At 68.9% G+C, this 25,709-nt stretch carries 20 protein-coding genes; 9 read left to right on the top strand and 11 right to left on the bottom strand.

Annotation, left to right across the window (positions count from 1 at the left end):
- Positions 1-14 precede the first annotated feature (14 nt).
- Positions 15-1,625, top strand: coding sequence for a chaperonin GroEL (groL, locus tag AB0H50_RS32290; RefSeq protein ID WP_357460174.1), 1,611 nt, complete (start codon positions 15-17; stop codon positions 1,623-1,625).
- Positions 1,626-1,920: 295 nt separating this feature from the next.
- Here groL and AB0H50_RS32285 read toward each other — a convergent pair whose 3' ends face one another.
- The 3 genes from AB0H50_RS32285 to AB0H50_RS32275 form a co-directional block, all read right to left on the bottom strand.
- Positions 1,921-2,172, bottom strand: coding sequence for a hypothetical protein (locus AB0H50_RS32285; RefSeq protein ID WP_357407582.1), 252 nt, complete (start codon positions 2,170-2,172; stop codon positions 1,921-1,923).
- A 1-nt stretch (position 2,173) separates the two neighbouring features.
- On the bottom strand, positions 2,174-2,749 hold the full coding sequence (locus tag AB0H50_RS32280; RefSeq protein WP_357460173.1) for a sigma-70 family RNA polymerase sigma factor: 576 nt from the start codon (positions 2,747-2,749) through the stop codon (positions 2,174-2,176).
- A gap of 456 nt (positions 2,750-3,205) precedes the next feature.
- Positions 3,206-3,499 (bottom strand): WhiB family transcriptional regulator, encoded by a 294-nt coding sequence (locus AB0H50_RS32275; protein ID WP_067784918.1) that lies wholly within the window; start codon positions 3,497-3,499, stop codon positions 3,206-3,208.
- A 622-nt stretch (positions 3,500-4,121) separates the two neighbouring features.
- Between AB0H50_RS32275 and AB0H50_RS32270 the strand changes: the two genes are divergently transcribed.
- The 3 genes from AB0H50_RS32270 to AB0H50_RS32260 all read left to right on the top strand — a co-directional run bounded on the left by AB0H50_RS32270 (position 4,122) and on the right by AB0H50_RS32260 (position 6,799).
- Complete coding sequence (locus tag AB0H50_RS32270; RefSeq protein WP_357460171.1) at positions 4,122-4,976, top strand: hypothetical protein; 855 nt, start codon at positions 4,122-4,124, stop codon at positions 4,974-4,976.
- A 145-nt stretch (positions 4,977-5,121) separates the two neighbouring features.
- Complete coding sequence (locus tag AB0H50_RS32265; RefSeq protein ID WP_067784912.1) at positions 5,122-5,700, top strand: sigma-70 family RNA polymerase sigma factor; 579 nt, start codon at positions 5,122-5,124, stop codon at positions 5,698-5,700.
- A 91-nt stretch (positions 5,701-5,791) separates the two neighbouring features.
- Positions 5,792-6,799 (top strand): anti-sigma-D factor RsdA, encoded by a 1,008-nt coding sequence (locus AB0H50_RS32260; protein WP_357460169.1) that lies wholly within the window; start codon positions 5,792-5,794, stop codon positions 6,797-6,799.
- Between the two features lie 245 nt (positions 6,800-7,044).
- On the opposite strand, the gene AB0H50_RS32255 is transcribed toward AB0H50_RS32260, so the two are convergent.
- A complete protein-coding gene (locus AB0H50_RS32255; RefSeq protein WP_011207424.1) occupies positions 7,045-7,458 on the bottom strand; it encodes a DUF5319 domain-containing protein in 414 nt (137 codons plus the stop codon).
- Positions 7,459-7,821: 363 nt separating this feature from the next.
- Here AB0H50_RS32255 and guaB point away from each other — a divergent pair, with 363 nt between their 5' ends.
- Together guaB and AB0H50_RS32245 are read left to right on the top strand one after the other, a co-directional pair.
- Positions 7,822-9,366: an IMP dehydrogenase gene (guaB, locus tag AB0H50_RS32250; RefSeq protein ID WP_357460167.1), complete on the top strand. Its 1,545-nt coding sequence runs from the start codon at positions 7,822-7,824 to the stop codon at positions 9,364-9,366.
- Positions 9,367-9,798: 432 nt separating this feature from the next.
- A complete protein-coding gene (locus AB0H50_RS32245; RefSeq protein WP_357460165.1) occupies positions 9,799-10,959 on the top strand; it encodes a GuaB3 family IMP dehydrogenase-related protein in 1,161 nt (386 codons plus the stop codon).
- A 75-nt stretch (positions 10,960-11,034) separates the two neighbouring features.
- Here the strand turns inward: AB0H50_RS32245 and AB0H50_RS32240 are convergent, their stop codons facing one another.
- Positions 11,035-11,835, bottom strand: coding sequence for an alpha/beta hydrolase (locus AB0H50_RS32240; protein WP_357460163.1), 801 nt, complete (start codon positions 11,833-11,835; stop codon positions 11,035-11,037).
- A 125-nt stretch (positions 11,836-11,960) separates the two neighbouring features.
- On the opposite strand from AB0H50_RS32240, the gene guaA reads away from it, so the two are divergent.
- Positions 11,961-13,541 carry a glutamine-hydrolyzing GMP synthase gene (guaA, locus tag AB0H50_RS32235; protein WP_357460160.1) on the top strand — a complete coding sequence of 527 codons (1,581 nt, stop codon included), beginning with the start codon at positions 11,961-11,963 and terminating at the stop codon, positions 13,539-13,541.
- 265 nt (positions 13,542-13,806) lie between these two features.
- On the opposite strand, the gene AB0H50_RS32230 is transcribed toward guaA, so the two are convergent.
- The 5 genes from AB0H50_RS32230 to AB0H50_RS32210 all read right to left on the bottom strand — a co-directional run bounded on the left by AB0H50_RS32230 (position 13,807) and on the right by AB0H50_RS32210 (position 21,368).
- Positions 13,807-14,022: a hypothetical protein gene (locus AB0H50_RS32230; RefSeq protein ID WP_357460158.1), complete on the bottom strand. Its 216-nt coding sequence runs from the start codon at positions 14,020-14,022 to the stop codon at positions 13,807-13,809.
- Positions 14,015-15,562, bottom strand: coding sequence for a PspC domain-containing protein (locus tag AB0H50_RS32225; protein WP_357460155.1), 1,548 nt, complete (start codon positions 15,560-15,562; stop codon positions 14,015-14,017). Before AB0H50_RS32225 ends, AB0H50_RS32230 begins: the two co-directional genes overlap by 8 nt.
- A gap of 88 nt (positions 15,563-15,650) precedes the next feature.
- A complete protein-coding gene (locus tag AB0H50_RS32220; RefSeq protein WP_357460153.1) occupies positions 15,651-16,292 on the bottom strand; it encodes an MspA family porin in 642 nt (213 codons plus the stop codon).
- A gap of 130 nt (positions 16,293-16,422) precedes the next feature.
- Positions 16,423-20,592, bottom strand: coding sequence for an AAA family ATPase (locus AB0H50_RS32215; RefSeq protein WP_357460151.1), 4,170 nt, complete (start codon positions 20,590-20,592; stop codon positions 16,423-16,425).
- A 119-nt stretch (positions 20,593-20,711) separates the two neighbouring features.
- A complete protein-coding gene (locus AB0H50_RS32210) occupies positions 20,712-21,368 on the bottom strand; it encodes an MspA family porin (RefSeq protein WP_357460149.1) in 657 nt (218 codons plus the stop codon).
- Between the two features lie 397 nt (positions 21,369-21,765).
- Between AB0H50_RS32210 and AB0H50_RS32205 the strand changes: the two genes are divergently transcribed.
- Together AB0H50_RS32205 and AB0H50_RS32200 are read left to right on the top strand one after the other, a co-directional pair.
- Positions 21,766-23,178 carry a PspC domain-containing protein gene (locus AB0H50_RS32205; protein WP_357460147.1) on the top strand — a complete coding sequence of 471 codons (1,413 nt, stop codon included), beginning with the start codon at positions 21,766-21,768 and terminating at the stop codon, positions 23,176-23,178.
- 437 nt (positions 23,179-23,615) lie between these two features.
- On the top strand, positions 23,616-24,251 hold the full coding sequence (locus tag AB0H50_RS32200; RefSeq protein WP_357460267.1) for a response regulator transcription factor: 636 nt from the start codon (positions 23,616-23,618) through the stop codon (positions 24,249-24,251).
- Between the two features lie 74 nt (positions 24,252-24,325).
- On the opposite strand, the gene AB0H50_RS32195 is transcribed toward AB0H50_RS32200, so the two are convergent.
- Positions 24,326-25,444, bottom strand: a complete 1,119-nt coding sequence (locus tag AB0H50_RS32195) for a serine/threonine-protein kinase (RefSeq protein ID WP_357460144.1) — start codon at positions 25,442-25,444, stop codon at positions 24,326-24,328.
- Positions 25,445-25,709 lie beyond the last annotated feature (265 nt).

Raw genomic sequence — 25,709 nt, 5'->3', positions numbered from 1 at the left:
AAGGAAAAGGACTTATGGCAAAGCAGATCGAGTTCGACGAGAAGGCTCGCCGGGCTCTGGAACGCGGCGTCGACAAGCTCGCCGACGCGGTGAAGGTCACCCTCGGCCCGCGCGGTCGCCACGTGGTGCTCGCGAAGGCGTTCGGCGGCCCGACCGTCACGAACGACGGCGTCACCATCGCGCGCGACATCGACCTCGAGGATCCGTTCGAGAACCTGGGCGCGCAGCTGGTCAAGAGCGTCGCGACCAAGACCAACGACGTCGCGGGCGACGGCACCACCACCGCGACCGTGCTGGCCCAGGCGCTGGTGCGCGCAGGCCTGAAGAACGTCGCGGCGGGGGCCAACCCGATCGCGGTCGGCGCGGGCATCGCCAAGGCCGCCGACGCGGTCTCCGAGGCGCTGCTCGCCGCGGCCACCCCGGTCTCCGGCGAGACGGCCATCGCGCAGGTCGCCACCGTGTCCTCGCGTGACGAGCAGCTCGGCGCGATGGTCGGCAAGGCGCTCACCACCGTCGGCAAGGACGGCGTCGTCACCGTCGAGGAGTCCTCGACGCTGGAGACCGAGCTCGTCGTCACCGAGGGCGTGCAGTTCGACAAGGGCTACCTCTCGCCCTACTTCGTCACCGACACCGACACCCAGCAGGCCGTCCTGGAGGACGCGCTGGTGCTGATGCACCGCGAGAAGATCAGCTCCTTGCCGGACTTCCTTCCGCTGCTGGAGAAGATCGCCGAAAGCGGCAAGGCCGTGCTGATCATCGCGGAGGACGTCGAGGGCGAGGCGCTGTCCACTCTGGTGGTCAACTCCATCCGCAAGACCCTCAAGGCCGTCGCGGTGAAGGCGCCGTTCTTCGGTGACCGTCGCAAGGCGTTCCTGGACGACCTGGCCGTGGTCACCGCGGGCACCGTCATCAACCCGGACCTGGGCGTCACCCTGCGCGAGGCCGGTCTGGAGCTGCTCGGCAAGGCCCGGCGCGTTGTCGTCACCAAGGACGACACCACGATCATCGACGGCGCGGGCACCGCGGAGGACATCGCCGCCCGCAGCGCCCAGCTGCGCCGCGAGATCGAGGCCACCGACTCCGACTGGGATCGTGAGAAGCTCGAAGAGCGCCTGGCCAAGCTGGCGGGCGGCGTCGCGGTGATCAAGGTCGGCGCCGCCACCGAGACCGCGCTCAAGGAGCGCAAGTACCGCGTCGAGGACGCGGTGAGCGCGGCCAAGGCCGCGGTCGAGGAGGGCATCGTCCCCGGCGGCGGCACCGCGCTGGTGCAGGCGGGCGCCAAGCTCGTCGAGCTGCGCGACTCGCTGTCCGGCGACGAGGCCGTCGGCGTCGAGGTGGTGCGCAAGGCGCTGCAGGCGCCGCTGTACTGGATCGCCACCAACGCGGGCCTGGACGGCGCCGTGGTGGTCAGCAAGGTCGCCGAGGGCAAGGAAGGCTTCAACGCCGCGACCCTCACCTACGGTGATCTGCTCACCGACGGCGTGGTCGACCCCGTCAAGGTGACCCGTTCCGCGGTGGTCAACGCGGCGTCGGTCGCGCGCATGGTGCTCACCACCGAGAGCGCCGTGGTCGACAAGCCCGCCGAGGAGGCGCACGACCACGGTCACCACGGTCACGCCCACTGACGCGTCGAGCGTGTGAAAGGCCCCCGGATGTCCGCATTCGGGGGCCTTTTCCGGGTGCGCTCGGCAAGCCGGACGGGCGGATCGTGAGACATGACAAGTGTCGGGTCGATCGTGCGGAATGGGACGGCGCAAGCCGTCGCGGCGCGGCGGGACGCGGCCCGCTGCGGAGACTTCGGCGCAGCAGACGTGACGTCCGCGCGGAAGCCCCTGCGGGGTGGCGTGCGGTCTCTCGGGCGATCGGCGCGGGAGGTCACCGGAGGACGGTGGCGGGGCGCAGCCCGGCTAGGGGTGGAGCTCAGGAGGCAACGGGAGGTTGCTCGGCAGCGATGGCCGCGAGCAACCGACCGCGAAGCGCGGCGGGCGGCGCGGTGGCCGTCACCGCCGCGAGCGCGGCCAAGGCGTCCTTGGCCTGCCGCACCTCCGCGATGAACTCGGCGTGTAGCACCGGATCCTCGCCGTCGAGCAATTCCTGTACCGCGTGATGGTCTTCGTCGTCGATCGATCCGAGCGCGACGGTGTGCGCGAGATCGATCTGGGCTTCGTTCATCTCACGTCACCCCCAAACTTTTCTTCAGTCGTGTCAATCCATCCCGAATCCGGGACTTGACGGTCGGTAACCCTACGCCGAGGTAGTTGGCCACCTCCGCATAGGTCCGGCCACCGTAGTAGGCCAGTGAGATTGCTTCTCGCTGGGTTTCGGTGAGGCCGGTGAGTCCCTCGAGGACCGCCTGCTGTTCGAGCCTGCGCTCGACCTCTTCGGTCACCTCGTCGAACTCGTTGCCGAGAACCCTTATCCCGTACGCGACTTCGCGCTGGGTGTGGGCCTGCTCGGCGCGGACCCGGTCGACGGCGCGTCGATGGGCGAGCGTCATCAACCACGTCACTGCCGACCCCTTCGCGGGGTCGAAACTGGCTGCGGTACGCCAGAGCTGGAGATACACCTCTTGCGTGGTCTCCTCCGCGTACCCCGGATCGTGTAGCACCCGGAGCACCAGACCGAACACGCGCGCGCATGTCCGGTCGTACAGTTCGGCGAAAGCCTCTTGGTCGGACTCACCGCAGCGATGCAAGAGAGCGGCTAGTTCGATGCTTTCGGCTGCGCGTGCCGACACCGCAGAATCCACACTCGGTGGGAAGGCTTCTCTTCGGAACGAGTCGCCCTCTGCGGCTGGCGGCCGCGTTGTCACAACGCTCCATTCTGTGTCATCGGTCACTACCGTAGCGTGCCGCTATCGCCTCCTTCCAGTGGGGTGCCAGCAAACCGCAAGCAGCTCAGCTACTTTGCGGTGAACTCCCAAACGCCGGGCGAATTCAGATGTGACACGCCAACAGCTACCGCTCGCCACCGGGCCGACAATCGCGCGGCTCCTGCTCGCCGCGACCGCGGGTCCGGCGGTGGTGGCCGCCTGATGCCGCGCGTCGGCGTCGGTTCCGAACTGGGACAGCGGTGTGCCATCACGGTTCGGCCGGAATGTGTATCTGGTGTTTCAGTGGCCGGTTATTTGCTAGGCATTCGGCGCGCCACGCGATACGGATGGGTCGCGGATTCGCGTTGTGCTGCGGCGACGGCTGGTCGCGGCTCAGACGGCCATACGGCGGCGATTGCGCCGTGCGTGCATCTCGCGTTCGGTCTCCGACATGCCGCCCCAGATGCCATAGGGCTCGCTGACTTTCAGCGCGTGGCTGCGGCACTGCATGAGCACGGGGCAGGCGCGGCAGATCTCTTTGGCCCGCATCTCGCGTGCGGTGCGGGCGCGGCCGCGTTCGCCGTCGGGATGGAAGAACACGGCGGAGTCCACGCCTCGGCAGGAACCGCGCATCTGCCAGTCCCAGACGTCGGCGTTCGGTCCGGGGAGGTGGGTCGGCATGGGCATGGTGAACTCCTCGTAATGCGAGCTCGTCGGCGTTGTCGAGCAGTTGTCTGCAACAGGTGGGGGGCACGTGCGATCGGCGGTGTCCCTCGGCTCGCCCTTCTGGTCGCTGCAATTTCGCGCGGCGCCGTCCGTGGCGATGAGTTACGTTAGGGGTAGCCGCGAAATTCCGTCAATAGTTCGGCGCACCGGTTTTCCAAATCTGGCAATGGCGAGATTTAACCTACCCGCTGTTTACTTTTAACGTAGGTATCGGTGATACTGTTCGGTTGGCCAGAACGCGGCCGGAAGTCGCCTGTGTCGAGTATGTCATGGTTTCCGCAGGTCGTCCGTCTTTTTTGGGACCGCTCACAGGTTACTGGTCCCGTGGGGGACAGGTAACCGGCGTGACGATGGCCACCGTGTGGGCTGTGCGCGAGCACATCCCATATGGCGGAAACGGGGCGCGGAGGTTAATTGCGCGAAACGCGCGTGAATTTGTGTCGCGGATGATCTCGCAATGGCGAGGCGAGATTTACCTGATGGAAACATGTGCGGCGTACCAGAAATGCTGGCAGGTAACCAGGTCTCCGATCCGGCATTTACTACGCGCGGTCGTCGGTCGCGGACGGGATAGAGTTCGCGCGTGTTCGCGCCAGTTCCGACCGTGGATGTCCGATATGAAGTCCTCGCTATGGGGGCCTTCGGGGCTCGCCCAGGCCTCGCCGCTGCCGAGTTGCCGGCCGCCGAAGACGCCCTGAGTTCCTGGCTTCGGGCGGTGATTCTCGGGGGACAGGGCCGCTACGCCGCGGCCCGTGCCGAACTGTCCGCGGTGCGGCGGCGGACCGCCGATCCGGTGCTGCTCTCGTTGGCTGCGAGCACCGAGGGCTCGCTGCTGCGTCAACTCGGCTGGCACGCCGCGGCGTCCGGTCCGGACGGACGTGCGGCCGCGCTTGCGCTGCCCGGCGGTGAACTCGCCTCTGTGCCCGCCGCCGCGCCGGATCGCGTCGACGCGGTCTGCGACGCACTCACCGGCCTGGCCGCCGACGCGCTCGGCGCGGGCCGCCTGGCACTGGCGCGCCGACTGCTCGACCGGAGTCGCGCCGCGCTCGATCCGGACGGCCTGCGATGGCGGGCATGGATCCGCTGGCACTGGGTCAGCGCCGAGACCGCCTTGGCGTCGGGTGCGGCCGGGGAAGCGTTGCCGCACACGCGTGAAGCCCTCGCCCTCGCGGAGGCCGCGCCCTCGGTGCGGCACCGCGTCAAGTCCCGGCTCCTCGTCGCCGCGGCGACGGCCGCGTCGGGTGATGCCGAACACGCCAGGGCGCTGGCCGACACGGTGGCCGCCGAATGCCGGGAGCACGATCTGCTTCCGCTGCGCTGGGCATGCGCGATGCTGCGTTCCGGGCTGTCGGATCCTGCCGCCGCGGGCGAGGCGGCGGAGTGCGCCGCCGGAATCGCCCGTCGTGGCGGGCGTTTTCGTCCGCCGGGCGCCGCGTGACGGTCGGCGATTCGTTCTCGAGACAAGTGACCATGTTGCTCGGTTCCTCGGCGGCTATCGCTATTGTTAGATCCGTTCCGCCGCATCCGCGGAAGCACAGGTCATCGGGCCGGTGCCACTTGTAACGCCAGGAATCTCTCTGACGATGACGCACACGGGCGAAGAGTTGGACCTCGCCGTCGCTGCCGCTGCGCAGGGCGACAGATCCGCTTTAGCTCAGGTACTAGAGCTGATCCGCCCGCTGGTTGTCCGGTATTGCCGCGCGCGTATCGGCGCGGCGGAGCGCGGACAGCTCTCCGCGGACGACGTTGCGCAGGAGGTATGTCTGGCCGTGATGACAGCCTTGCCCAGGTATCAGGACCAGGGCAGGCCCTTCATGGCCTTCGTATACGGAATCGCTTCGCACAAGGTCGCCGACGCACATCGCAACGCCGCCCGTAACAAGGCGGAGGCGATGGCCGAAGTACCAGATGTCATATCCACCGACCAAGGACCGGAGCAGCGAGCTCTCGAATCGGAGACGAGCAGACAGATGAACCGTTTGCTCGCGACACTCCCCGAAAAGCATCGAGAGATCCTGATCCTGCGATTGGTCATGGGTTTGTCAGCGGAAGAAACCGCAGTCGCCGTGGGCAGTACGGCGGGCGCGATACGGGTGGCCCAGCACAGGGCACTCGCGAAACTGAAGTCACAAGTGGCGAGGGCAGGTGAAATGTATGGCTAGGGATGGCGAGCGCGGTCGGGGTGACTGGAAGGCGCGACGTGGATCGCGAAATAGCGGTCCCTACGCCGGGGGGACTGGTGACACCGGACCGGTGGACATCGCCGCGGTACGCCGTGACGATGCTCTGATCGACGCCATCGCCAGCGATGGACCGGTACAGACCGATAGCGCGGAGGAGTTTCAGCTAGCGGCACTGCTAGCCGACTGGCGTGCGGAACTGGTTTCGCCGCCGCTACCGAGCGCACCGGATCTGGACGCGGTCGCTGCCGCGGTCAACCAGGAGATCGGCGCGCGCAAGGTTCGAGTCGGCGCAGTCAACCGTGGCCGTCTTCGGCTTGTCGGTCCGATCGCGGGAACCGCGGCGGCATTGGCCCTGGTCTTCGGCGGTGTGACGGTGTTCTCCTACAGTGCCGAGCCCGGCGATCCACTGTGGCGGGTCAAAGAGGTCGTGTTCAGCGAGCAGGCGCAGACCACCGTCGTGCAGCGCGCGGGCACCGAGCTCGACCAGGCCGAGCAGGCTCTGGCGCAGCGCAATCCGGCGCAGGCGAAGGCGCTGCTGGAGCGCGCGTCGGTGAACGTCGACCAGGTCAGCGACTCGGACAAGAAGCAGGATCTGGAGGCCGAGTGGCAGAAGCTGCTGACGCAGCTGCGTGACCTGTCGCCAGAGGCGGCGGCCGCGCTCGAGCAGGCCACCACCACGAACCAACCACGGCCGAGTGGCGCCCCCGGTACCACCACCACGCCGACGCAACCGGCTCGCGAGACCACCACCATCACCAACATGATGGTGCCGCCGATCTCGGCGACCACGCCGCCGACCACCGCGGAGCCGGCCGGACCTACCGGACCTGCCGAGCCGACCGGCGGTCCGACCGCGCCGACGACGCAACAGCCGGTGACCACCGTGCCGACCACGCCTGTCGAACAGCCGCCGACCCAGGGGGCGCCCACCACCCAGGCGCCGACGACGGTCGGCGTGCCGACCGGCGGAGATACCGAAGCCACGACCCAGCCCGCGACGCGGTCGCCGATCATCGAGGATGGGCCGGGCACCGTCGTAGTTCCGACCGTGCCAACGGGCCAGACTCCGAGCAACTGAGCTCGGGCGTAAGCGAGTTCACCATCGAACGGTGACTGCTCGCCTGGCCGGTCGCCGGTTGGATCCCACTGTGATCGCGTGTCGTTGGACGATCGTGTGTCGTTCGACACCAAGAAGAGGAATGCGCGCATGCCGTGCGTCGGCGTGTCGCGAAGGCCCTGCGAGCCGTCATCCGAATACGCGCGTCGACCGATTGCCGACCGGCGGTCGGCATTTCGTCGTGTTCGGGTGTCCGGATCGCGGGATCAGCTGTCGAAGCCGTCGAACCCGTCGCCGTGGAATGCTTCGTTCATCGACGCGTCCGCGTAACCCCTGCAGTAATCCCAGGTGACGTACGCCTCAGGCGTCGGATCGTAGGCGGGCTCGTGCGGCCGCACCGTGCCGTCGACCAGCAACTGAAGCAGGTTGGCGCGCAACATGTCCCAGTCGTGGTAATGGTCCTGCCTACAGTCCTCGCAGCTGACTACGAGTCCGCGGATTCCGCGGTGCGCGAGCAGCGCTTCGTAGACCGCGAGGTCGGCGAGATCCTCCTCGACCGCAAGGCGCTCGTGGGGATCCAGCGGCTCGCCGGGCTCGATGGCGTCGAGCGCGGCGGACGGGTCGGAGGGGTCTCCGGCAAACGGATCCGGCGGCAAGCCAGGTGGTAGATGGTCACGCACACACCCACGGTACGCAGAACAGGGTGGTCTGCGCCAGCTATGTAGGGTGCCAGTTTCGCGACTGCGCGTACCTCCGCGTTCGCTCCGGCCGTGCGCGGTCCATGGGCGACTTCGTCCGGCGGCGCCCATGGGCGCACCTCCGCCTGCGCTCCGGCGTGCGCGGTATTCAGGCGGACTTCCTCCGGCGCCGCGCCCATTGGGCTCAGTGCATCGACGAGTTTGCGGGACAGATACCATAGATGGCAGGCGCTGGACAGTTCCCGACACGCTGACCTCGCCGTCACCGTCCATCCCATCAGTTGTGCGCGACGCCGGCCCGTCCGGCGTCTCTCGCTTTCGACGTTCCAGGAGGGGTCGATCCGAATGAGTAATCCCGTACCGGGCGAACGACTCGCAGTCCGCCCCCCTACGGGTGGCGACGACCCGAACAAGATCGCCATGCTCGGCCTCACGTTCGACGACGTGCTGCTGCTGCCCGCCGCATCGGATCTGATTCCCAGTTCGGTGGAGACCTCGAGTCAGCTCACCAGGGAGATCCGGCTGCGCACCCCGCTGGTCAGTTCGGCCATGGACACCGTCACCGAGGCGCGCATGGCCATCGCCATGGCGCGCGCGGGCGGTATGGGCGTGCTGCACCGCAATCTGTCCGCCGCCGACCAGGCCGCGCAGGTGGAGACGGTCAAGCGCTCCGAGGCGGGCATGGTGACCGATCCGGTGACCTGTCGCCCGACCGACACGCTGGCCGAGGTCGACGCCATGTGCGCCAGGTTCCGCATCTCCGGTCTTCCGGTGGTGGACGAGACCGGGGCCCTCGTCGGCATCATCACCAACCGCGACATGCGTTTCGAGGTGGACCAGGACCGCCGCGTCGCCGACGTGATGACCAAGGCGCCGCTGATCACCGCCCAGGAGGGCGTCACCGCGGAGGCCGCGCTCGGGCTGCTGCGCCGCCACAAGGTGGAGAAGCTGCCGATCGTGGACGGCAACGGCCGCCTGCGCGGGCTCATCACCGTCAAGGACTTCGTCAAGACCGATCAATACCCGAACGCCACCAAGGACCGCGACGGCCGCCTGTTGGTCGGCGCCGCGGTGGGTGTCGGCGAGGACGCATGGTCGCGCGCGATGACCCTGGCCGACGCGGGTGTCGATGTGCTCATCGTCGACACCGCGCACGGACACCAGGTGCAGGTGCTGCAGATGGTCGCCAAGGTCAAGGCCGAGGTCGGCGACCGCATCCAGGTTGTCGGCGGCAACGTCGCGACCCGGGCGGGCGCGGCCGCGCTGGTCGAGGCGGGCGCCGACGCGGTGAAGGTGGGTGTCGGCCCCGGCTCCATCTGCACCACTCGCGTGGTCGCGGGCGTCGGCGCGCCGCAGATCACCGCGATCCTCGAGGCCGTCGCCGCGTGCAAGCCGCACGGCGTTCCGGTCATCGCCGACGGCGGCATCCAGTTCTCCGGCGACATCGCCAAGGCCATCGCCGCGGGCGCGTCCACCGTGATGCTCGGCTCGCTGCTGGCGGGCACCGCCGAATCCCCGGGCGAGCTGATCCTGGTGGGCGGCAAGCAGTTCAAGAGCTACCGCGGCATGGGTTCGCTGGGCGCTATGCAGGGCCGCGGCCAGGCCAAGTCGTTCTCCAAGGACCGCTACTTCCAGGACGACGTGCTCGCCGAGGACAAGCTGGTGCCCGAGGGCATCGAGGGCCGCGTGCCCTTCCGCGGCCCGGTGAACCAGGTGATCCACCAGCTCGTCGGCGGCCTGCGGGCCGGCATGGGCTACACCGGCGCGCAGTCCATTGCTGAGCTGCAGGAAGCGCAGTTCGTGCAGATCACCGCGGCGGGCCTGAAGGAGAGCCACCCGCACGACATCACGATGACGGTCGAAGCGCCGAACTACACCGGTCGTAGCTGACGTAACCAGGTGCGGCCGGGACCTGACAGCGTCGGGTTCCGGCAGCTACCAGCTGAATGCCGCGGGAGAAACCCGGCGGGCCGAAGGCGATCCGCCAACCGAAGCACGGACCGTGGTGCTCGACAGGATTCCGTGCGCTGCGCCGGATGCGATTGCGATCACCCCGGACGAACCGTGCATGATTAACCTGTTCGCGAGTCGAAGCGACTTGAACCCGTGGCTCCCTCCCGACCACCTCGAGGGCGAGTCTTACGAGCCCGTTCGCGGCCGTCTCGCTTCCGAGCGGTCGAAGCGCATGCGACGAAGTCGCGAGTCTCGACCGCTCGGAAGCGAGACATAAAAGGCCGCGGACACGCGCGCGCCAGCGCGCCGAAGACACGGCCGCGAACACGCGCGCGGCAGCGCGCAAATAAACACCGAAAGGACAGACAAGTGCGCGACATGGTCGAGATCGGCATGGGCCGGACGGCCCGGCGTACCTACGAACTGGACGATGTCGACATCGTTCCCTCGCGGCGTACCCGCTCGTCGAAGCAGGTGTCGCTGGCGTGGCAGCTCGACGCCTACCGGTTCGAGATTCCGTTCCTCGCGCATCCGACCGACGCACTCGTGTCGCCGAAGTTCGCCATCGAGCTCGGCCGTCTCGGCGGGCTCGGCGTGATCAACGGCGAGGGCCTGTGGGCCAGGCACGCCGATGTCGATGCGAAGATCGATCAGCTGCTCGAGGTGGTCGGCAAGGGCGGCTACGAGCGCGCCGTCGCCATGCTGCAGGAGCTGCACGCGGCGCCGATGCAGCCGGATCTGCTCGCGGCCGCGGTGGCCGAGGTGCGTGCGGCGGGCGTGACCGTCGCCGTGCGGGTCAGCCCGCAGAACGCCCGCGCGCTGACGCCCGCCCTGTTGCAGGCGGGCATCGATCTGCTCGTCGTGCACGGCACCATCATTTCCGCGGAGCACGTCGGTGACGGCGAGCCGCTGAACATGAAGACCTTCATCGCGGAGCTGGACGTGCCCGTCGTCGCGGGTGGCGTCAGCGATCACCGCACCGCGCTGCACCTGATGCGCACCGGCGCCGCGGGCGTGATCGTGGGCTACGGCTCGTACCCCGGCGCGACGACCACCGGCGAGGTGCTCGGCATCGGGGTGCCGATGGCCACCGCCATCGCCGACGCCGCGGCCGCGCGCCGCGACTACCTGGACGAGACCGGCGGCCGCTACGTGCACGTCATCGCGGACGGCGATGTCGCCACGTCCGGTCAGCTGGCGAAGGCGATCGCCTGCGGCGCCGACGCCGCCATGCTCGGGGTGCCGCTTGCGCTGGCCGCCGAGGCGCCCGGCCGCGGCTGGTACTGGCCGTCGGCGGCCGCGCACCCGTCGGTGCCGCGCGGTTCGCTGCTGCACGTGGACGATCCGTGGGATCTGGGCGGCGAGTCCACCGAGCAGGTGCGGCCGAGCCTGGAACGGGTGCTCTTCGGCCCGTCCGACGACCCGTTCGGCTCGCTGAACCTGGTGGGCGGCCTGCGCCGCTCGATGGCGAAGGCCGGGTACTCGGACCTGAAGGAGTTCCAGAAGGTCGGACTCAGCGTTCGCGCCTGAGGCCGCTCGCCGCGAGCCCGCGCCGGACGAATCGGGCGCGGGCTCGGCCGTGCTCGCCGGTCGTGCGGACAGACGTCACCGCGCGTGCGTCGGGATCACCTGATCGCGGAGGAACTGCCGGATCGTGTGATTCACCGGTTCCGGGTGAGTCATGGTGACCGCGAGGCGAGCGCCCGCGATCTCCACGTAGGTCGCCGACGCGAGACCCGCGGCCAGTTGTTCGGCGCGGTCGTGCGTGATGCCGCTGTCGGTGGCGTGGATGACCAGTGCGGGACAGGTGATTTCGGGAAGCCGGTCGAGCACCGACTCCCTGGCGAGCAGGCAGCCTGCGGCGACCTCGATACCGCTCCGGTCGCGGCCGAGCCAGCGTTTGGTCCAGATCGCCCGATACCAGTCGTCGTCGCCGATCAGCCAGGTGGCGAGCCGGTCGACCGCGTGCTCCCTGCTGTCGTCGTCGTACCACTCGTCGAGGAAGCGCTGGGTGGCGGTGGACTGCTCGGGCGTCGGCCCGTGCGCCTCGGTGCTGATGAGGATGAGCCCCGCGATCCGCTCCGGCGCGATCAGCGCGGCGCGCAGCGCGGTGAAGCCGCCCTGCGCCGTGCCGCCGAACACCGCACGCTCGGCGCCGAGCTGATCGAGCACGGTCAGCGCGTCGCGCGCCGCGGTCCAGTACGTGAAGGGTAGGCCCTGATCCTTGGTGCGTCCGTGGCCGCGGGCATCCCAGGAGACGATCCGGAATTCCGGCGCGAGCGCGGCCATCTGCGAAGCGAACATGGTTCGGTCCATGAGGAATTCGTGCGCTAGCAACACCACCGGACCGTCCCCGCCGCTGTCCTCGTAATGGATGTCGGCGTCTATCGCACGGGCGAAGGGCACGAGCAAGAGGATAACGAGCCACGGCGGGCTCGACTCGGGATTCGCGTTGCCCGCTTCGAGAGCACACAACGTGCCTGCACAGGGACGTGCCCGTTGGTTCGGGCGCGCACCCGGCTCACTAGACTGTGGCCGTGGCAGAATCCCAGAGACCGGTCCTCGTCGTCGACTTCGGCGCCCAATACGCTCAGCTGATCGCGCGGCGGGTGCGCGAGGCAAGTGTGTACTCCGAGGTGATTCCGCATTCCACCACCGTCGAGGAGATCGCCGAGAAGAACCCGCTTGCGGTGATTCTGTCCGGCGGCCCGGCCAGCGTGTACGCCGAGGGCGCGCCGCAGCTGGATGCTCGGCTCTTCGATCTCGGGCTTCCGGTCTTCGGCATCTGCTACGGCTTCCAGGCGATGGCGCAGGCGCTCGGCGGTACGGTCGCGCACACCGGCACCCGCGAGTACGGCCGCACCGAGCTGAACATCGACGGCGGTCTGCTGCACGGCGGTCTGCCCACCATCCAGCCGGTGTGGATGAGTCACGGTGACGCGGTCACCGACGCGCCGGAGGGCTTCGAGATCACCGGCACCACCGCGGGCGCGCCGGTCGCCGCGTTCGAGGATCGCGCCCGTCGCCTCGCGGGCGTGCAGTACCACCCCGAGGTGCTGCACTCGCCGCACGGCCAGCAGGTGCTCAGCCGCTTCCTCCATGAGCTCGCCGGCATCCCGTCCGCGTGGACCCCGGCCAACATCGCCGACGCGCTGATCGCGCAGGTCCGCGCGCAGGTCGGCGACGGGCACGCGATCTGCGGCCTGTCCGGCGGCGTGGACAGCGCCGTCGCGGCCGCGCTCGTGCAGCGCGCCATCGGCGATCGGCTGACCTGTGTGTTCGTCGATCACGGCCTGCTGCGCTCCGGCGAGCGCGAGCAGGTACAGCAGGATTTCGTCGCCGCGACGGGCGCCAAGCTGGTCACCGTCGACGCGGTGGACAAGTTCCTCGGCGAGCTGAAGGGCGTCACCGATCCCGAGGAGAAGCGCAAGATCATCGGCCGCGAGTTCATCCGCTCCTTCGAAGACGCGGTGAGCGAGGTCGTCGCCGAGCACGGCGCCGAGGACGGGCAAGCGCCCGAGGTCGAGTTCCTGGTGCAGGGCACGCTGTACCCGGACGTGGTGGAGTCGGGCGGCGGCAGCGGCACCGCGAACATCAAGTCGCACCACAATGTCGGCGGGCTGCCGGAGGATCTGGAGTTCGACCTCGTCGAGCCGCTGCGGCTGCTGTTCAAGGACGAGGTCCGCGCGGTCGGCCGCGAGCTCGGCCTGCCCGAGGAAATCGTTGCGCGCCAGCCTTTCCCGGGTCCGGGCCTGGCCATCCGCATCGTCGGCGAGGTCACCGGTGATCGTCTCGCCACGCTGCGGCAGGCCGATGCGATCGCCCGCGAGGAGCTCACCGCGGCCGGGCTGGACCGGCAGATCTGGCAGTGCCCGGTGGTGCTGCTCGCCGACGTGCGCAGCGTCGGCGTGCAGGGCGACGGCCGCACCTACGGTCACCCGATCGTGCTGCGCCCGGTCTCCAGCGAGGACGCTATGACCGCCGACTGGACTCGCCTGCCCTACGAAGTGCTCGAGCGCATTTCGACCCGTATCACCAACGAGGTCGCCGAGGTCAACCGCGTCGTGCTCGATGTCACGAGCAAGCCGCCGGGCACCATCGAGTGGGAGTGATCCCCTGAGACCTCGACGGCCCCCGCACACGGTGTGTGCGGGGGCCGTCGGCGTTTCGGGATTCAGACCGTCTCGGCGCGGCTCCAGCCGAGGCCGAGGACGAGGTGGCCGAGTAGCATGCCACCTCCGACGGGGGCCTTCGCCGGCGTAACCGGCACGACTCGCGCGATGGGCGTGCTCTGTCCTGGTGGCGGTGTCCGATCGTCCACGTCTGTCTCGAATTGTTCTCGCGCCATGGGGTTCTCCTGCACAAGGGCCATCGCGGTCAACGTCCTTTGCGGGGGGAGATCACCAGCAGGACGCCGACGACGATGGCGGCGATGACGACGATCCAGCCGAAGGAGATCGCTCCGCTGGCCGTCGCGGCGTGGCCGATGAAGCCCCATATGCTCACCGCGAGTGCCAGCAGGCCGACGATCAGCAGGGAGGCCGACGGTCCGCGGCCCTCGTTCGTTTCGTCGGTTCGGGGTTGCTCAGCCACGTTGCACCTCCACACTGCCCATCTGAACGTCCACATCGAGATCGAGCACCGGGGCGCCCGGCGTGTTCGGGCCGGTGACGCCGCGCGGGCACATGTTGTCGCCCATGGTGACGGTGCAATCGGTGCGGACGGTCATGTTCTCCGGCACCAGGATGCGGACCTCGCCCATCTGCAAGTCGAGGTTCACGGTGCGGTTCTCGGTCAGGTTCAGCGATCGCAGGTCGAGCGTCCCCGAACCCATCGAGATCCGGTAGTCCTGTTGCAGTTCGGCCATCGTCGCGGGCGCCCACACGTGCTCGCCCATGGCGCCCCTGTCGAATTCGATGGGTCCGATCATCGAGGCGAGCAGGACGAAGCCGGCGAGCGGAGCGGTGACGACCAGCAGACCGTAGCCGCGCCGCAGGAACGCGCCGAGCACGAGGCCGAGACCGATCACGGCCAAGGCCACCGCGGCGATGCGGCCGGGCGTCATCCACTCGACACCCGCGGCGGCGATCGCGCCCGCGACCGCAGCGGCGAGGATGGCGAGGCCGAGCACGACCGGAGTGAACCGGGAACGAGGACGCTTCGGCGGCAAGGCGACGACCGGGCGGGCCGGGGCCGGCTCGGGCAGGTCCCAGGCCAGCGGCGCCACGCCGAGCGGATCCCAGGAGGGCGGCCGCACGCCGGGGAAGGCCGCGGGTGTCGGGTGGGCGGGCTTTTCCGCGAGCGTTTTCGGCTCGGCGGGGGCTTTCGGCTCGGTGTCGGGCTTGTCGAGCGAAAGCGAGTCTCCGGCGCTCGGCTGCGGTGACGAGGTCCGCGCTTCGAGCACTTCGGGTTTCGCGTCGGTCACCTCGGCGGGTCCGTCGACGCTTTTGTCCAGCGACACGGTCTCCGACGCGTCGGCGCGCAGCACGGTGGTCTCCGGCTCGCTCGGGGTATCGGGAACGTACGCGTCCGGCAGCTTGGTGTACGGGCTGTACACCGGCGGGACGTCGGGCACCGGGTAGCCGGGGTTGCGCAGCGGGCCGGTCGGGAACACCGCTCCCGGGTAGCCCGTCGCGGCCAGGCCGTCGGTGAGACCGCTGTCGGCGAAACCGCCGTCCATGGCGCTGGTGCCGGGCGGCGGCTGCGGGCATCGCATGAACAGCATCCACCAGCCCGCGAGCATCAGGGCCAGGCTGATCATCCCGGAGCCGGCCAGCCCGACGCCGATCGGGCCGACCGTCGTGACCGCGATGGCCAGCGCCACGATCAGCACGACCGTCTTGGTCTGCGACTGCGAGCTGTGGCCCTTGCCGAACAGCGATTCGGCGGCCGAGGACCGGTCGCCGGATTCGTTCAGCAGCAGCCAGGCCAACAGGTACAGCACGATGCCCGCGCCGCCGAAGAGGGTGGATACCACGAACGCGACCCGCACCAGCACCGGGTCGACGTTGTAGCGCTGCCCGAACCCCGCCGCGACGCCCGCGACCGGACCCTGCCGCGGCAACCGGATGGGCCGCGTCTGCCACATCTGCTGCAGCTGATCGCCGAAGGTTGTTCTCGTCATAGTCCCCATAGTGGGGCTGACCAGCGGCGCGGCGCATCGGGGTGAACCCTGAAAAACGGCCTGATCCGGTCGGCCCGACGGATGAGGGTCCCGGCGATCACATCGTGAACGGGTCTCCGAACACCGCGCCGTCCGCGATCACCTCCGGCGTTTCCACGGTGATGATCGCGTAGGCCTGCACCGTCAACGGCCCTCCGCAATCCTCGACGTGAATGCGCCGGTCCCGGCTGAACACATACCCCTGGCTGCCCGGCGACAGCTCCTTCTCACCGACCGGCACGTCGACCACCTTGCCCGGGCTGATCGAGAGATCGACGCCGATCCCCGCGCTCAGGTACGGGCCGACGCTCACATCGACTCCGGGCAGCAGCGACTCCGGCGTCAAACCCAGGTGCGCGCTCGCGTCCGCATCGATGCCGATCTCGGCTCCGAGATCGAGCGTCGCCTCCAGGTCGACCGCGCAGGCGACGAAGTATCCGGTCTTCAGGTGGCCGGTTCCGTCCGACACCTGCCCGTAGAACGTGTTGTCCAGGAACACGTCCCGATTTGTCGGCATGCCGTTCAGCGACCCGGTCGGCCGTGCCGCGTGCTCGTTGTGGCCCACCGTGAACTCCAGACCGCCAGGGGCGGAGTACGTCTTCTCGTGCGGTGCGAGATCGACCGCCGCCGCCTGCGGAGCGAGCCCCGAGAGGCAACCCACGGCAATCGCGACAGCGGCCAGCCCAGACTTCCCATACATTCGGGTATCCCCCTCGGTTCCACGCCCGGGCTCCCTACCCGGCGTGACCACGGACTGCCCCCGTGGTCGCTTTCAGCTTGGTCGGGCGTGCTGAAGGAATGCTTGGAAAGTCCCTGTAAGAGAGTGTGATTCAGGAACAGGGTGGGCGGTAGGGGAGCTGGGGGAGGTGGCGTTGCCAGATGTCTTCGGTCAGCAGGGATCCGGTGACGTCGCAGATCCGGTCGATCGCGTGGGAGACGTCGAGGTCCCAGACGCGGAGACCGCCGCCGGAGATGACGAGGTGGTTGCCGTGGGGGAGGAATTGGGCGGTCCAGGTATCACCCTCGCGGGTCGGTGTGATGGGGGCGCCGACCTGTTGGGGTTGAGTGCGATCGGTAAAGTCCCACAACGTTATTCGACTATCGCGACTGATGCTGACGGCGCTGCGGGCGTCTGCGGTGAAGGAGATCCGGTCGACCGAAAGGCCGGCCGCGACGATAGGTGCGCTGATCGGTCGGATTCGGCTGCGGTCGCTGATGTCCCACACCTGCATCAGCTGGTTGTTGACCAGGACCATCGTCCGGCCGTCAGGTGCGAACAGGACCGTGTTGAGGTAGGTACCCAGCTCGGGAAGGGCGTCGCCGAGTGGAATCGGTCGTCGCGGATCGGTGAAGTCCCACAACCTGAGTGGATGCCGCACGACGCCGTCGCCCGGCACGAATGTGCGAACCGCGAGGATGCTGCCGTCGCTGCTGAACGTGATGTCTCCGGCCTTGGAGAGCGGTATCTTTTCGCCGAGCGGGGTGGGGTTGGCGAGATCCTGGAGGCTCCACACTTGAAGCGAGTCGTCCTGTGACGTCGTGGCGATCCGCCAATCCGGCCGGATCGCGAAGTGGTCGGCGTTCTCCAGCATTCTCGCCCAGTCGCCTAGCCGACGCACGTTCGCCGGATCGGATATGTCGTACAGCGTGAGCTGCCGTTCGAACCAAGTGGTGAGCATGATGGTGCCGTCTGGGCTGATCTCGAACGGGTAGGTGCCGGGGCGGTGCGTGAAGCGACCGAGCAGCCGCCACCGCAACGGATCTCGGGTGTCCCAGATCTCGCTCGCGTCAGCGCCCGAATAGGTGACCGCGCGGTGGCCTGTCGCGTCGAAGAACGGAAAAGCCGACCTTGTAGCTGCGCCCGACACCAGTCCAGGCGGCATGGACCAGACCCGCAGGTTGCCGTCCGGGCCGCCCACGGTCAGGGTCCGCCCGTCGGAACCGAACGCCAGGCCGGTGGGACCGCCACGGCAGGGAATCGCCAAGCCGTTCGAGTACTGGCAGGTCAGCGGACCGGTCGCCAGCGGCTCATCGATGAGTTCGGGCCGGGACGGATCCGCCACGGTCCACAGTGCCGCCCGCTCGGTGGTGGCGACCGCGAGCATCAGGCCGTCCGGGCTGAAGACGAACGACGACAGGGCGGACTCGCCGGCATCCACCGGTGCGCCGATCTGTGCGGGCGATATGTCTCGTCCGACCCGCCACAGCCGCACCGCCCCCCGTTGCACCTGCCCGTCGGGTCGCAGCGACCCGTCGCCGGTGCCGACTGCGAGAATTCGCCCATCCGGGCGGAAGTCCATGTGGCGCAGTTCCGCCGTGTCGGCCTCGATCGGCGATCCGATCGGCACGAGGCCCTCGGGGCGGCCGACGTCCCACAGCTGAATCCGCCCATCGCTGGGCAGCGAGGTCGTAGACAGCTTGTTCGTCAGGACGGCCAGCACTGGCTCGGTAGGGCTGAACAGCACGTCGGCACTGATGTCTCGTCCCAGCGGCAGCACCTGACGAAGCTGCGGGCGAGCGGGATCGGTGACGTTCCACAGCGTGACCGAGTCGGCGTTCACGGCGGCGAGGATGTTGCCGTCCGCACTGAAGCTCGTGGCCACATACGGTCCCGCCTCGGCGCGCGGCAGCTCGGCCAGCTGTCGTGGTGTGCCCGGCTCGGATATGTCCCAGAGCCGTGTGGCCTCGTTGCCGCTCGTCGCCATCACGCGACGGATCGGACTGAACCCGACCTGCGAGATCTTGCCGGGAAGCTGCATCAGCTTGCGGGGGTGCTGTGCGTTGTGCGTGTCCCACAGGTAGGCGACGCGGTCGTGGTCGACCGAGGCCAACAGCGCACCCCCTGGCTGCTGCGTCACCTCGACGTACCCGTTGACGTGGGCCGGGACGGTGGTCGCGAGTGGCTGATTCTGCGTACTGAGCAGCTGGTTTCGCACCGCCTCGTCGCCGGGCCGCATCCGTTCGGCGACGAGATAGAGCTGTGCGGACAGTGAGGGATCGATGGCGCGCAAGCGCTGAGCTTCGGTCAGCACGGCGGCGAAATTCTTCTCGTCGCGCTGCCGTCGCCCGAATTCGGTCTGGGTGTAGGCGGTGAGGCCGAGCATCAACAGCACCACTCCCGCCAGCGCGAGACCGACCCGGGTCAGCGAGGCGCGTCGGCGGGTCCGGCCACGCGATGCGCGCGAGGCGTGCAGGAAATCGCGCACTACCCCGTCGGCCGCCGCAGTATGCTCGAGCGCCGCCTCCAATCGGGAACCCCGATACAGCAGCGCCGGATCACGATCCGTCGAATCCCATTCGACCGCATCCGCTTCCACCCGCTGTCGCACCAGATAGCCGACTCGGTTCTCGTCGATCCACGCACGCAGTCGCGGCCAGGCGTCGAGCACGATCTCGTGGGTGAGGAACACCGCGTCGGCGTCCAGCGTCACGAGCCGGGTGCGCGCGAGCAGTTCCAGGGCGGCCGTGGCGGAGAGCGGGTCGGCGCTGCGCTGCTGGAGCGTGGGGCGCGCCGCGATGCGCCGGGTGTCGCGGGAGTCACGCGCCACGGTGACGAGCCCGAGCAAGACGTCTTTCGCGGCCGACTGCTGCGGATCGGACAGTTCGCTCCACGCCTGCTCCGCGGTGGCGGCGACGGAACCGACGACACCGCCCGCCGCCCGATAGCCCGCGATGGTCAGTTTGCGTCCCTCCCGGTGCTGCCACGTGGCGGCCATGACGTGGGAGAGCAGCGGCAGGGCTCCGGGGTCGTAGCTCTGGCGTGCTTGGTGGTCGCCCAGGCCGCAGAGTTCGGTGATGACGAGTTCGTCCAGTCCGGCTTCGAGTTTCAGTCCGGCGCGTTCGGCGGGGCCGGTGATTGCCTCGGCCAGCTCGTCGACGCGCATGGGGCCGAGCAAGTAGCTGCGCTTTTCCAGGGACTCTTGCAGGATCGGGTAGTCGAGGCAGCGGGCGTAGAAGTCGGCGCGCAGGGCGAGCACGACGGCGATGTGGTCGTTCTGGGTTGCGTGCCGATCGAGCAGCGCCAGGAACTCGTCGCGCTCCCGTTCGTCGGCGCAGACGGTGAACAGTTCTTCGAATTGGTCGATGATCAGTAGCCCAGGCCCGGTGATCGGCGCAGCGTCGTCAGTCTGCACGCCAGGAAAATTCGCCGCTTCGGTGCCTGCGGCCTCCTTGCCCTGCGTGTAAGAGGACTTCGCCGAGTCGGTGTCCGCGGCGTCCTCGCCCTGCGCATCAGAGGAATTCACCGCTTCGGCGTCGTTGCCGTGCGTGTCGGAGGACTTCACCGAGCCTGTGCCCGCGGCGCTACTGCCCTGCACGTCGGAGGTCTTCGGCGAGTCTGCGCTGGCAGCGCTCTTGCCTTGCGCGCCAAGGACCTTCGCCAACGCGTCCAACGGATGCGCACCGGGCGTCACTGTGACGATGTGCCAGTTGCCTTGTCGCCGCGCAACTTCGGATGCCAGTCCCGCCGCGAGCAGCGAAGACTTACCGGCTCCCGACGCGCCGATGAGCGTGACGATTCCGCCCCCGTCGCGCGCGGTGTTCAGCACCAGCTCGGTGAGCTCTCCGGTCGCCCGCTCGCGTCCGAAGAAGAGGTCGCTGTCGGTGTTTCGATAGGACTGCAGGCCCAGGTACGGGCACGTGGAGTCGTCGGCGTCGTCGGGCGTCCAGGAGTTCGATGCGGTCCACAGCCGCTTCCACTCCTGCGGGTCGGCGAGTTTCGCGGGTAGCGCGGCGCCGCGCTTCTTTGCGAGATCGATGAGCGTCAGCACCACCGGCAACAGGGATTCGAAGCGGGCGGGCACATTTCGGCCCGCTTTCCAGTCGCTGATCCGCTGGGCGGACGCTGGGTTCGCCGCCGCGGCGGCCCGCATGCGGTTCTCCGCCTGGGCGGCGACCCTGCGCAGCGTCGGGTTGCCCGCGGCGGCATACAGGTCGGCGAATCGTTCAGCGAAAATCGCTCGTGGCGAACGAGTTTCCCCCCGCGGCGCGTCCCCTGTCACGCGTACCCACGGAAACGTTTGGGCGGTACGAACACAGGGACAATTTACCCGGCCTGGCCGCCGCTCATCTTCCCGGCAGCGGCGGTGCGCCGCGTCGCGCACCGCCTTCCAGCTCGACCTCACAGGAAGATCGGATCGCCGTAGACCGCTTCGCGCCCGCTGACTTCCGGCGACTGCGCGTCGACGATCGTGTACGAGCGGATGGTCAGCGGACCGCCGCAGTCCTGCACCGCGACGTGGAAATCGCGGCTGATCAGATAACCGGTGCTGCCGGGCGGCAGCTCTTTGGTGCCGACTTCGAAGGGCTGCACCTTGCCCGGCGTTATCGACAGATCGATGCTCGCGCCGATGTTCAGGTCGGGGCCGAGGCCCGCGTCCACGCTCGACGAGGCCGAATCACCGCTGCTCGAGCCGCCGACCCGGAATCCCGCGTCGAAGCCGATCGCGGCGCCTAGGTCGATGCCGACGGTCAGGTCGACCGCGCAGGCGACCAGGTATCCGGCTTTCAAGGTGCCGGTTCCGTCCGCCTCGACCCGGCCGTAGAACGTGTCGTCGAGGAATACTTCCCGGTTGGTCGGCATGCCGTTCAGCGGAGCCACCGGATGGAAGGCCTGATCGGAGTGTCCGACGGTGAACCGGAATCCGTTCGGCCCTTCGACCGTCTTCTCGTGCGGCGCCATCGGTGCCGCTCCGGCGAACGGGCTTCCCGTGAGGACCATGCAGACCACCAGGACGGCGGCCGAGAATGCCAACGTGAGTACCGATAGGTGCTTCATGTGTTCCTCCCCGAACAAGTGCTTTCCCGCCGGAATGCGGGTGATCGAACCGGGTGATGCCGGTGGTGACCGGGTCTTCGACGACCCAACGGAAAGGTATGGGGCGGTGGCTGCCCAGGCCCAGCGCCGCGTGCGGGTGAAGAGCGCGAAAGCCCTGGTCGCCGCATCGGCGTCGGTTTTCCGGACCGGCGAGGAGCGCGGTCCGGCTCACCGCGTCCCGACTGCGGGAACGACCGAGCGGACGTTTGCGTCTGCCCAGCTCAGCAGGGTTGTTTGTCCGGACCGGACAGCATTGGCGGCCAGGATGCGCGGGTCCGGTCATGAACCTGTGGGTATGACGGCAAGATCAGGGTGATTCCTGATGGCCGGGGTCGGGGGAGCGTGCCAGTATCGAAGCATGCACCCGACTGGTCCCGCGTTCGACGCTGCCCGCGGCGCCGCTGCGGGCTTCGGGGGCGCGCCCGGGTATGACGCCTCCCGCGCCTACGGCGCCGGGCGCGACCTCGGGCCCGCTCCGGTGCTCGATCTCGGCAGGCATCCGCAGCTGCGCCTGGTGCGCCGGTCGGGCGGACGGATCGTCGGTGGTGTCGCGGGCGGTCTCGCCGACCATCTCGGGCTCGACGTGTTCAAAGTGCGGATGGCGTTCGTGCTGCTGTCCGCGCTGGCGGGGGCGGGCATCATCGCCTACGGCCTGCTGTGGATCTTCACCCCGAGCGGCGCCGATTCGGCCAAGCCGAGTGACGCCGAGCGGCGCCAGGCCGTCGGTCTCGCGCTGCTCGGGCTCGGACTATCGGCGGTGGTCTCCTGGCTGATGAACGGCACCGTCGCGGCGAAGGTGATCGTGCCGATCGTCGTCGTCGCGGTCGGCGCTGCGCTGGTCTGGCGCGAATACGACACCGACGGCCCGCGTTCGCTGCTCGGGCTGCCCGCGCGGCCCTCGGTGGTCACCTGGGCGCGAATCGTCGCCGGGGCCACCATGGTGGTGCTCGGGCTCGGTGTGGTGGTGCTGGCCAGGATCGACCTGAGCTCGCTCGGTTCCGCGCTGATCGCCGTGGCCGTCACCCTGATCGGCGCCGGGCTGCTGACCGTCCCGCTGTGGTTGCGCATGATGCGCGCGCTGAACACCGAGCGCGCCGCCCGCATCCGCAACGAGGAACGCGAGGAGATCGCCTCGCATCTGCACGATTCCGTGTTGCAGACGTTGGCCCTGATCCAGCGCCAGGCGCACGACCCGCAGGAGGTGGCGCGGCTGGCCCGCAGCCAGGAGCGGGAACTGCGCAGGTGGCTGTTCGAGGATTCCGGTCCCGCGCAGTCGAGCCTGGCCGCGGCGCTGCGCACCATCGCGGGCGAGGTGGAGGACCAGCACGGCGTCAAGGTCACCCCCGTGACGGTCGGCGATGTCTCGATGGACTTGGACGACTCCGGAAGCGGCCTGCCCAAGGAACATTTCACCGCGCTGCTCGGCGCCAGCAGGGAGGCGATGGTGAACGCCGCCAAGCACGCGGGCGTGCCGACCATCGATCTGTTCGCCGAGGCCGAACCGCACCAGGTGAGCGTCTTCGTGCGCGACCGCGGCGCCGGATTCGACGTCGCCGCGGTGCCGCAGGACCGGCAGGGCCTCGCCAAATCCATCCGCGGCCGCATCGAACGCCGCGGCGGCCAGGTGGAGATTCTGTCGACCCCCGGCCGCGGCACCGAGGTGCGGATCTTCATGCCGCGCAGCGACTCCGGAGAGGCCAGCGACACCGCGGGCGTGGCCGGTGATCCGCCGACCGAGCGCATCAGGCAGTCGGTGCGGTCCGGTAAGTAGTCGCGGTGCGGAATGGGTCGCGCACCTTCGCGGTGCGCCGGGGTTCGGTGTGATCGGGTCGTGCGGTGCTGAGCCGGAACGTGCCGGTTGGCCTGGTCCCGACGGGCCCGAGCCGTGCGGCGCAGGAGCTGCCGGTCGGTCACGTCACTTCGACGGTTCGCCGCTATCGTTCGCCCACGGTGCGACGCCCTCGTTCTCGTCGCCTCGGGAACCCCACGGGGTCGTGAGCAGCGCGTCGCTCGATAACGGTCGCGTACCGGCGTGACCGGAGTGGAAGCGGCAAGCGACCACACGTGGTCGATGCCGATGAGACGCGGGCGGTGGACATGCCGTGGTCGGGCCTGCGTTGTGGTACCGATGGAATGCGGACCTCCTCCGGGCGGTCGGCGCAGTCAGGGTGGATTGCTCCACCGAAGGGTGAGGAGAAGCAGGTGAGCGTGCGGGTCTTTCTCGTCGACGATCACGCCGTGTTCCGTTCGGGCGTGCGCGCTGAGCTGAGCCGTGAGGCCGATATGGAGGTGGTCGGCGAGGCGGGCGGCGTGTCCGAGGCCATCGCCGGGATCAAGTCCACCCGTCCGGACGTGGTGCTGCTCGACGTGCACATGCCCGATGGCGGTGGTGTCGCGGTGCTGGCGGGCATCGAGGACGGCCCGGTGTGCTTGGCGCTCAGCGTGTCCGACGCCGCGGAGGACGTGATCGCGGTGATTCGCGCCGGCGCGCGCGGCTATGTCACCAAGACCATCTCCGGCGCCGAGCTCGCCGACGGCATCCGCAGGGTCGCGGGTGGTGACGCCGTCTTCAGCCCGCGGCTGGCCGGATTCGTGCTCGACTCGTTCACCGGCAGGTCCCCGGTCCCAGAACCGCCGCTCGACCCGGAACTGGACTCGCTGACTCCGCGCGAACTCGAGGTGCTGCGCCTGCTCGCCCGCGGCTACACCTACCGCGAGATTGCCGAGAACCTCTTCATCTCGGTGAAGACCGTGGAGACGCACGCCTCCAACGTGCTTCGCAAAACCCAGCAGTCCAATCGCAACGCCCTCACCCGCTGGGCGCATCGCCGCCGCATCGATTAGTCTTCGCAAACCTTCCGCACGCTTCGCAGCGTATGCAGCCCCTGCGAGGCGTGTGGAACGTCTGCGAGGTGCGGTTACAGCGCGATGATGATGATGCCCATGATGATGAGCAGGCCGATGAAGAGGCCGATGGCGATGGCCAGGGGGGCGTTCTTGGGTTGGTTTTTGGGGGCTCGTTGAGGGGGCGCGGGGGTGGTTCGCGGAGCGGTGCGGTGCGGGCGGGGGAGAGGGGCCGAGTGCGGGCTGCGTAGGCCGGAGGCCGAATTACGTGCCGCCCAAGGTGGGATGGTGCCGTCTTCGGTGCGTACGGGGGCGCCGAGGATATAAGGACCGGTGCCGGGACCGAAAGCGGCGGTGAGGATTTCGTCGCGCGCCTCGGCCATGGTCGGCCTGCGCTGCGGCGCGGGCTCCATCATGTGCAGCAGGGCGTTGGTGAGGATGCCGCTGCGTGAGGGCGGAATGATCTGGGCCATCGCGGCGCGCTCCACCAGGACGTCGCTGTTCTCGTCCAAGCCGAACGGCGGCTGGCCCTCGATCGCGGTGTAGAGCGTGGCGCCGAGCGAGAACACGTCGCTGGCCTCGGTCGGCTGTGCGCCGCGCGCCACCTCCGGCGGGAGGTAGGCGGGGGTGCCGGTGATGATGCCGTCCGGCTCGTCGGAGATCTCGCCCGCGCCGCGCGAGATGCCGAAGTCGCTGAGCTTGGCCATGCCGACGGCTTGGCCGCGGTCGGCGACGAGGATGTTGCCCGGTTTGATGTCGCGGTGGACGATGCCGACGGCGTGCGCGGCGGCCAGCGCGTCGGCGACCTGGGCGCCGATCTGGGCGACCTCGATCACCGGAAGCGTGTCGACCAGCGCCAGCGCCCGCGCCACGTTGCGCGACGGCAGGTGTTCCATCACCAGCCATGGCTCGCCCGCTTCGATCACCACGTCGTAGACGGCGATCGCGTGCTCGTGCGAGAGCTTCGCCGCGACCCGGCCCTCGTGCATGATCCGGTTGCGCACCTCGGTGGCCTCGGCCTCGGGCAGCCCGGCGGTGGAGAGCACCTGCTTGATGGCGACTTCCCGGTCGAGCAGCCGGTCGTGCGCGAGCCACACCGCGCCCATGCCGCCGCCGCCCAGCTTGGATCGCAGGCGGTAGCGGCCTGCGACCAGATACTCGGGGCCGACGATGGGACGGGGGCGATCGATCATGGTGTGCAGGGTATCCGAATATCCCTGCGTCGCCGCGCCTCTTTGTGCCGACAAGGGGCGGTGGGAGAACAAGTTCCGGCGATATGCCGGGTTTCGGGCGGCCTGGCGTTCGGCGGCGGGGAAAGCGGGCGCGGGGCACGCGGTGATCCCGGGCGCGTCCGGTGCTCTTGACGACATTCCGGGGGTGGGTTTCTACTGAAGGCGTATCGAACGTATATTCGATAATGGATCGATAGCTGGATCGGTGCTGGCTTCCGTTCCTCCG

The organism is Nocardia sp. NPDC050793 (genome assembly GCF_040654065.1).
GTDB lineage: Bacteria > Actinomycetota > Actinomycetes > Mycobacteriales > Mycobacteriaceae > Nocardia.
Note: the sequence above shows the minus strand (reverse complement) of the source record. Positions and strands in the feature narration are given on the sequence as shown.